Source organism: Nostoc sp. ChiQUE01b, from assembly GCF_034531255.1.
Classification (GTDB): Bacteria; Cyanobacteriota; Cyanobacteriia; order Cyanobacteriales; family Nostocaceae; genus Nostoc.
The window spans coordinates 22,793-30,949 of record NZ_JAVRBM010000100.1; the positions used below are offsets into that span (position 1 = coordinate 22,793).

At 41.6% G+C, this 8,157-nt stretch carries 8 protein-coding genes and 1 pseudogene; 1 reads left to right on the plus strand and 8 read right to left on the minus strand.

Translation table 11 applies throughout. The annotated features are described in order from the left end of the window. Positions 1–71: 71 nt before the first annotated feature. The 6 genes and pseudogenes from RMY63_RS36250 to RMY63_RS36275 form a co-directional block, all read right to left on the minus strand. Positions 72–287: pseudogene (locus tag RMY63_RS36250) on the minus strand (Uma2 family endonuclease); the annotation flags it as partial. Continuing rightward, positions 254–1,657 (minus strand): toll/interleukin-1 receptor domain-containing protein, encoded by a 1,404-nt coding sequence (locus RMY63_RS36255; RefSeq protein WP_322733328.1) that lies wholly within the window; start codon positions 1,655–1,657, stop codon positions 254–256. The gene RMY63_RS36255 and the pseudogene RMY63_RS36250, both read right to left, overlap by 34 nt. Positions 1,658–2,136: 479 nt before the next feature. After that, complete coding sequence (locus RMY63_RS36260; RefSeq protein WP_322733329.1) at positions 2,137–3,102, minus strand: inorganic phosphate transporter; 966 nt, start codon at positions 3,100–3,102, stop codon at positions 2,137–2,139. 147 nt (positions 3,103–3,249) lie between these two features. Then, positions 3,250–4,218 (minus strand): arsenosugar biosynthesis arsenite methyltransferase ArsM, encoded by a 969-nt coding sequence (gene arsM, locus RMY63_RS36265; protein WP_322733330.1) that lies wholly within the window; start codon positions 4,216–4,218, stop codon positions 3,250–3,252. Positions 4,219–4,633: 415 nt separating this feature from the next. Then, complete coding sequence (locus RMY63_RS36270; RefSeq protein WP_322733331.1) at positions 4,634–5,308, minus strand: response regulator transcription factor; 675 nt, start codon at positions 5,306–5,308, stop codon at positions 4,634–4,636. 192 nt (positions 5,309–5,500) lie between these two features. Beyond that, entirely contained in the window at positions 5,501–5,788 is a 288-nt protein-coding gene (locus tag RMY63_RS36275; protein WP_322733332.1) for a Mo-dependent nitrogenase C-terminal domain-containing protein, read from the minus strand. A 324-nt stretch (positions 5,789–6,112) separates the two neighbouring features. Between RMY63_RS36275 and RMY63_RS36280 the strand changes: the two genes are divergently transcribed. Further along, on the plus strand, positions 6,113–6,268 hold the full coding sequence (locus tag RMY63_RS36280) for a hypothetical protein (RefSeq protein WP_322733333.1): 156 nt from the start codon (positions 6,113–6,115) through the stop codon (positions 6,266–6,268). Between the two features lie 180 nt (positions 6,269–6,448). On the opposite strand, the gene RMY63_RS36285 is transcribed toward RMY63_RS36280, so the two are convergent. Beyond that, complete coding sequence (locus RMY63_RS36285; protein WP_322733334.1) at positions 6,449–7,234, minus strand: energy-coupling factor ABC transporter ATP-binding protein; 786 nt, start codon at positions 7,232–7,234, stop codon at positions 6,449–6,451. A 20-nt stretch (positions 7,235–7,254) separates the two neighbouring features. Beyond that, positions 7,255–8,034, minus strand: a complete 780-nt coding sequence (gene cbiQ, locus RMY63_RS36290) for a cobalt ECF transporter T component CbiQ (protein ID WP_322733335.1) — start codon at positions 8,032–8,034, stop codon at positions 7,255–7,257. Positions 8,035–8,157 lie beyond the last annotated feature (123 nt).

Here is an 8,157-nt window from a genome sequence, read left to right on the forward strand (position 1 = left end):
AAACGCTACGCTTTTACGCAAAACTGTACTAAGCTCGAAGTTGCGAGTTCCGAGCTAGTAGTTCCGCGCATTCACACGAATAATCGTGCCACGGTGCAAACAAAATTTGGTAACAAAGGTGAAGAGAGGTCATCTGTTGCAAATAATGTTGTCACTAATTTCAGAACTGCTTTTTCTCGGCGATACACCTCAACTTGTTGTAATTGCCAGTTCAAAATCCAATATTCTTGAACTCCTCTAGAGCCATATAATTTTAGCTTAACTTCGCGATCGCGTCGCTCGTTTTTCCTTGAGTTTGCTGTACGGTTTTAAGTAGATTACCCTCATGATTCCAGAATTTTAGGGTCGTTTCAGAGGGGGAATTACTACCAGAAACAAGAATCCGATCATCTGGGCTGAATCTGACAGTTTGACCACCAACGCTATGTCCAAGAAAGCTTCTCACTAAAGTTCCATCTTGTTTCCAGAACTTAATAATTCCATCTACACTAATTGAAGCAATTGTTTGACCATCCGCACTAAAAGTTATACCAAGAACATCACAATTATGCTCACTGAAGGTTGATATTAAGGTACCATCGACTTTCCAAAGCTTTACGGTTTCATCCTCACTAGCTGAAGCCAGGATCTGACCATCGGGACTAAAAATGACATCATTTACACAGGCTGTATGCCCGAACAAAATTCTAAGCAATGAGCCGTCTGTTTTCCATAACCTGATTGCTCCGTCATCATCAGATGAGGCAATTATCTGGCCATCAGGACTGAAGCACATACTTCTGACAATAGAGGTGTGTCCTTCTAGACGATTGAATTCTTGTATTCCGTAGACTGCTTGCCTGAGCGCAGATGCGACTTCATTTTCTATTTCAGGTGTTTCTTGGCTCCAATTTGCATGTTTAAATGTAATTCCAGCTTTTAGAGCTTCCACTAAACCGTCAAACTGTTGATGTGAGGCAACAAAAGCCTCTGATGACTTGCAGAGTGCTTTAATTTCATTTTTTTCGGCTGAAATACGTCGCTGTTCAGCTTCTTCATATAGTGTTTGCCACCGTTGAATTTCTTGGTGTTGCCATTCTTGGCTGGCGGTGATGTACTCCTTATGCAAATCGGAAGGCTTTGGATGTTTGTCAGTGCTGTCAGTTAACCATTGTTCAGCAGATGCAAGTTCTGTGCTTCTTAAAAGAAAACTCTCGTGGCGAGCTTTTTTTTCCCACTCTTGTGCTCGACTGTTCAAACGGGTATAGAACTGAGCGTGTTCTAAATCTGTCTGTATTGCTTGTAAAAGCTTTTCTAAAGCAGACTCGAAGTCACTCTCCCCACAAAATGAGATGATCTGAAATTTTGCTACTCCTGGATGCAATTTACTTAAGTCAGTTTCACGACATAAGACAGGGACTAATTGCTTATTGTGTTTGATTGCATAATTAATTTCATCACCACAATAAGGTGAAGCTACAGAATCAGGACTGATGATAAAGATAAACTTATTCGCGTTTTCAATGCCTTTGTAAATGCTAATTACCCAATCTACCGCCGGGGCGATATCGTTCCAATCTACCCAAGCAGTTTGATTAAGTTTGTGCAACGCAGAGTAGAGTGCCCGAACAAATGCTTTGTCTCGACGTGAATAAGAGACGAAGATATCGGTGATCATTCAGATATGCTGTTTCTATTGAACTTTATACTTTAGAGTAGTAGAAATTTTCCTCAATGCCCAGACTAAGGTGGAACTTTTCACTTCACTGGGTGTGGATAAGCGCTTTTTCCCTTCACACTGCCATCTGATCGCTAATTCTCGATTCAGCAATAATATCAATCATGTCCGTTAAATTACCCTTAATTCCCTCGGAACCCCAAAGAGCCAACGCTACGCTTTGTCTCCCCTCCCCACAAGCTCTTAGCAGGGTGGTTTCATACAAGCAGAGAAAAACTAAAACTGGGTTTCAAAGCCTCTCCCCCCGTGGGGGAGAGGAATGGAAGTGAGGGAAAAAGCCCGGACACAAAACGAGAAATCAAGACTTATGTATTTTTCTTTTTTCGTATGAAACCACCCTGGCTCCCCGCTTTTCGAGAGGGGGCTATGATGTACCTCATGTGATTAGGAAACGCTATATACAACAATATTCAATTTTTCTAACCTTGCAATAATCTGTAGCTAATTGCACTAATAATTGCAGCAGTTGGTAAAGTTAAAATCCATGATAGTAGAATCTGATAAAAAACACGAGTATTAGATTTAGATTTTTTGCTAATTAATCCTACACCAAAAATAGAACTGACTGAAACGTGAGTGGTAGAAACTGGAAGCCCAAACCGAGTAGCTGCAATGACTAGAACTCCAGTTACTATATTTGCTGATAAGCCTTGAGTATGATTCATTGAGGTAATCTTTTCACTCATGGTTATTGCAACTTTTTGGGAGTTTAGTAAACCGCCAAGTGCCATTGCGATCGCTATTGTGATCATTCCTCCCTGAATCGAGAAATATTCAATAATCAGGATGAGTGAAACAATCTTAGGAGTATCATTTAATCCTCTAGCAAAACTGACAATTCCAGCGCTGAGAAAATGACAAGCATCAATCATTTTTTGATTGACTGGTAGATGCCATTTTGAATTAATATAGCTAGATAAGCTGTAAATTCCTGCTCCCAAGGGAATAGCAATGATTGGACTGAGTAATAAAGGCAAAACAAAGGAAGTTCCTAAAGCTGCAAAATTAACTTGTAGTCCGATCGCAACTAATCCAGCGCCAACCAGTGCACCTGTTAAAGTGTGAGTTGTGGAAATGGGAAACCCCATGAGGGTTGCAATGATTACAGTCAATCCAGTAGCGATCGCGACTGCAAGATGAAACTCTGGAGCATTAGCGATCGCATCAGGTAACAGTCCTTTTCCAGAGAAGTTTTTAATTAATACTCCTGCCAAAAAAGTCGCAGTTATTGCACCAGCGAAAGTTGTGAAAGTTGCCCATAAAATTGCTGTTTGATAGCTGCTAGTTCGGCTACCAAACAGCGTTGCTACACCTTTAAAATTATCATTTGCTCCATTTGAATATGCTAAAAAAAGCGTAGCTAAAAACAGACTAATTAACAACATTTTGGAGTTTATAAAGAAGAAGTCAGAATTCAGAAATTAGAATTCAGAATGTAATTAGTGAAAGATTCAAATTGTGCATTTATTACCCAGTCGCACAGAACCATTCTAAATTCTGGCTCCTGACACCTGAATTCTTTCTTAAATAAATTAACAGCAACCACCACCGCTATAATGCCAGGTTGAATTGGTAACAATTATTTCTGCTGGCTTACTAGCAGCAAGTTTAGCAGCAGTTTTATCACACACCGCAGCCGGAATACCTAGCTGAAGTATATGACCTGCCAAATCGTCAAAGAAGGGTTCAGAACCAGCATAAATTGCAGTTTTTCCAGTGAAAATGCAAGCACCATCTTCTGGAATTGCAACTTTAAATGAGACAGAATCCAGACTTTCTAAAAGTAGGTTTTCTTCTAAATTATAAGTCTGGGAATCTAATAGGCGATAAGGACGACGGGCACGAATTTCAACTTGACCAAAACCAGCATTTATAATCCTTTCAGTATACTCTTGATATGTGAGTGCGCCTGATAAACACATGGCTCTCAGTCGCTCATCTTCTTGAAGATGTGCTGGAATGGGACGAGTAGCAATTGGATCGCTCATCTGCAAACGTCCACCTGGTTTTAATACCCGATATGCTTCTTTTAAAGCACGAGTTAAATCTTCTGGTTCAAAGATGTTGAAAAGGCAATTTTGGGCCACAACATCAACGCTAGCATCAGCAACAGGTAAGTTAAAAGCATCACCTTCGCAGATTTCTACAAAGCTGGTGTTAAACCAGGGGTTTTCTTGAGCAGCAATTTCCAGATTACGTGCAGCTGCTTCTTGCATGGCTCCAACCGGTTCAACGGCAATTACAGCACTTGCATAACGGGAAAAATAAGCGAATTGCAACGCTTCTAAGCCGCCACCAACGCCGACATACAGCACAGTAGGTTGGTTTCCTAGTTCGGTGGGGTGAACAGTAGTGCCACAACCATAATTCATTTCCTGCATTGGCAAAGGAATTTTCAATCCTGGTAGTTGCAGGGGCGTACTTTGTACACAACAAAGTCCAACTTGCGGGGTTTGGGCAACTTCACGATAGAATTGCGCTGCTGTTTCTAGATAGGTCATGCCATTTTGGGTTTTGGATTTTGGATGATTACAGCTTTGTGCATCCTAATATAATTAACTCTGAGTTGGATGAGTTTTTGCTGAGATTGCCAAAAACCCCAAATGTTCCTATAATCGAGGGTTTGTGATTTTACCGTTATTTGACACGGGAAGACGAACAAGAAGTAAGAGAAATCAATTCAAAATTCAAAATTCAAAATTCAAGAACTTTTGCCTTCTGCCTCCTCTTTCCCAATGCCCCATGCCCCTCAAGAGTGCTGAGTCATGTTAGCGGATAGCTAAGGTTTAGCCCGTGCTGTTAGCGGAAGCGGGGCGTTTAGCCCGTGCTGAGTTGGGAATCTTGCTTCTTTACTCAGGACTGGGAACTCGGAAAAAAGGAACTGTTTTGCCCAATGCCCCATACCCAATGCCCAATTCAATCATGCAATGTGTAGCCAACACCGATCACAGTTTGAATAAGACATTTTTCATTATTGGCTTCAAGTTTCAAGCGCAGGTAGTTAATGTAAGGTTCAATGATGTTGGCATCGCCCATGAAGTCATAACCCCAGACTTCCTCTAAAATGCGATCGCAGCTAATTACCTGTCGCGGATGGGTCAGCAAATATTCTAGTAAATCAAATTCCTTAGCAGTTAACTCAATTAACCGCCGATCTCGGTACACTTCCCGCGTGCGACGATTTAAACTTAGGTCTTCAAATTCTAAAACATCTGTGTACTCTGCTTGCTTGCTTCTTCGTAGGTGAGCGCCGACTCTGGCTAATAATTCATCAACGCTGAAGGGTTTAACGAGGTAATCATCAGCACCAGCGTCTAAACCTGCAATGCGATCGCTCACTTCATCTTTGACGGTTAATAAGATTATCGGCACTTTCTCAGCTATATTCCGCAGGCGGCTGCAAATTTCCAACCCCGACAAACCAGGCAACATCCAGTCTAAGATTACTAAATCCAGATGCAACTCACGCGCTGCGGTGAGTGCAGTCAATCCATCGTAGGCAATACTGACTTGATAGCCTTCATAATTCAATTCCAATTCGACAAATCGTGCCAGTTTGACCTCATCTTCAATCAGTAAGATGTGCGTCATGATGATGTTAATGATTTCAGCAGGATACGGTAAGCAACAATACGGTCTGGAAACACTTTAGTGAGGTGTCAGCTACTTAATAGCTAAACATCTAATTAGGTGTACGTTAGCTTAGTATAAACCTGAGTAAGTAACAACCGTAAATCTGCAATTACCGATCGCTGCTCGATCAAAGAACAATCCAACTGGCTATCAACAATAAGCTGTGATATCTTCACCACATTCATCGGCAAGATAACAGAGCGCTCTAAAACGCAAACCAACCACTTCCTCGTATAGAGGATTTAATTTACACATCGGTGGAATATGAAATAGCTTCCGACCAAACAGCGTGATGTCTCGCTCAAAGGGACACTGAGCAGGAATAGCTTTGCATAGGAAATGAGCCAATTTGGAGTTATGAATTTCTATCGTTTCCAACCACTCGCGGACTGGGTGCAGTAGATCGTTGTATAAGTGAACTTGAATAAAGCTTGTCATAATTTTTTACCTTGATAATTTCAAACTAGATTGAGTTTTTTGTATTTGAACCTTTATAAATAAATACAGTTAGGTTTTGTAGTTTTATGCACTTAAGTAGGTGGGCAGGGTAAAACCAAAATGTGTAACAATATGTAAATACAGGGAAAGTATTGAAGTAGGTATAAAATATGGGAGCACGCCTCAGAGTATTCCTGAACTGTGAAGAAGATCGAACCTTATTTGAATTCAGGACAGCAACAATCTGGTTAATTCCGCTCGCTCTGGGCGAAATGTAGGAATTAGCCAGATTTTAGAGTTTTAATTAGTCCAGCGATCGCACCAATGACGATGGAGATGCTGAGTGCGATCGCAAATGGGCTAGAAGGTTGTTGCAGCAATCAATATAGGTGTAACATCAACTTGATAAAGTTAACTAGCGATCGCACCAATGATCATGGAGATGCTGAGTGCGATCGCAAATGGGCTAGTGGGACTTAGACAAAAAGTAACCATAAAAAAGCCTTGATTTCACTGGGTTTATACTCAGCACGGGCTAAACGCCCCGCTACCGCTAACAGCACCAGCACTCAGCACTTTGCTATACTACCAGCTTGAAATCCAAATTAGTGCTAAAAAATCTTGTTGGGTAACAATTGAACGTGACTGACTCAAACAAATTCACGTTCTCCAAGATGAAATGACAGGTGCATGTTCCAGCTGACAGTAAGGGCGGCTATAGCGTAATGGTGACTCTAAAGCGTGCCTAACCAAGAACTCTGGATTGCTCATTACTTGTTCAGTTGCGCCATCGTACACAACCTGCCCTTGACTGAGAACAACTGTGCGATCGCATAAATCCAAAGCTAAATCTAAATCGTGGGTTGCAATCAGTTGAGTCAGAGGTAAACCTTGCAGTAACTCGATTAACTGACGACGAGAACGGGGATCTAACTGAGCCGAGGGTTCATCAAATACTAATATCTGTGGATTCATTGCTAAAACTCCGGCGATCGCAATCCGTTTCTTTTCACCTCCAGATAAATTATCGGTATAGCGTTGTCCATACCATTGAGGATCGATATCAACTGCTGTCATTGCTTGCAGAACTCGCTGTTGTAATTCCTCACCTTGCACACCCATGTTCATCGGCCCGAAAGCAACATCTTCCCAAACTGTTGGCATGAACAACTGATTATCAGGATTCTGGAACACCAGCCCCACAAAATTCCGAATGTTTCGTAAATTCTCAACCTGTAAAGGCCATTCTCCAATCGTTATCTGTCCCAATTGAGGCATGATAATTCCATTAAGATGTAACAGCAACGTAGATTTTCCTGAACCATTGGCTCCGATTAATGCTATTCGCTGGGTTGCTTTGATAGACAGATTAATTTCTTTCAAAGCTTGAGTTCCGTCAGGATAGGTATAGCTAAGATTTTGAATTGATATTGGATTATGATGCATTGAGACAATGTGAACAAAAGTTATTTTTGCCAGTAAATAGCTTGACCCAGTAGCGTCAAGATTACAGTCAAACTCAGAGCCACAACATCATACCTTCCACCCGACGGAACTTTTTCTATCGTTGGTGGTACTCCTTGATAACCTCGTGACAGCATCGCCTGATAAACCAAATTTCCCCGGTCATAAGTGCGGATAAACAGCGCTCCAATCATGTTGCCGACAATTAAACGTATCGAACGATTGCTGTTCATCAAGTTTCGGGACTCGGCGGCTCGGCGCATAGCGTTAAACTCGCCAATTAATACGCTGATATAGCGATACATAGATGCCAGAATCGCTACTAGTAGCGGTGGGGTTTTCAGTTCTAACAGGGCATGAAGTAGTGCTGTTACTGAAGTTGTTAAAGTTAGTAAATTTAGTATCAATAGCGATAGCAATGCCTTAAGCGTCACACTACCCAAAACAGTTAGCCCCACTGTCGTAATCTGTAGTGGCCCCCAAGACCATAAAACTTCGCCACCACCTCGGAATAAAGTACCCAACAGAACGACACCAATAAATGTAAACTCAACTGCCAAGCGTTTCAGTAGTACTGGTAGGGTAACTCGACTTAGCAATAGTAGGCAAAAGAGAGCTAATCCATAAATAGCCCAAGTCCACCAATGCCCATCTGGGGTGAGGACAGTAGCAAACACGAACAACAATGTACATAGTATCCGAGTACGGGGAGCAAGTTTGTGCCAGATAGTAACTTGCTTGCTATCGATATCAAGCACAAATGCCCCAACGTGTAGCAGCATGATGTGAAGTTCCCACTTAAATCAGTTATCAGTTATCAGTTACTTGTACTGAGCGGAGTCGAAGTATCAGTTATAGCAGTCGAAGCATAGGTTAGGACTATGTTGGTTGCTGAAACCTTTGAT

Excerpts from the sequence above, each read along its gene's own strand:
- RMY63_RS36255 (WP_322733328.1), bottom strand. The coding sequence starts at position 1,657 with ATGATCACCGATATCTTCGTCTCTTATTCACGTCGAGACAAAGCATTT.
- RMY63_RS36260 (WP_322733329.1), bottom strand. The coding sequence starts at position 3,102 with ATGTTGTTAATTAGTCTGTTTTTAGCTACGCTTTTTTTAGCATATTCA.
- arsM (WP_322733330.1), bottom strand. The coding sequence starts at position 4,218 with ATGACCTATCTAGAAACAGCAGCGCAATTCTATCGTGAAGTTGCCCAA.
- RMY63_RS36270 (WP_322733331.1), bottom strand. The coding sequence starts at position 5,308 with ATGACGCACATCTTACTGATTGAAGATGAGGTCAAACTGGCACGATTT.
- RMY63_RS36275 (WP_322733332.1), bottom strand. The coding sequence starts at position 5,788 with ATGACAAGCTTTATTCAAGTTCACTTATACAACGATCTACTGCACCCA.
- RMY63_RS36280 (WP_322733333.1), top strand. The coding sequence starts at position 6,113 with ATGACGATGGAGATGCTGAGTGCGATCGCAAATGGGCTAGAAGGTTGT.
- RMY63_RS36285 (WP_322733334.1), bottom strand. The coding sequence starts at position 7,234 with ATGCATCATAATCCAATATCAATTCAAAATCTTAGCTATACCTATCCT.
- cbiQ (WP_322733335.1), bottom strand. The coding sequence starts at position 8,034 with ATGCTGCTACACGTTGGGGCATTTGTGCTTGATATCGATAGCAAGCAA.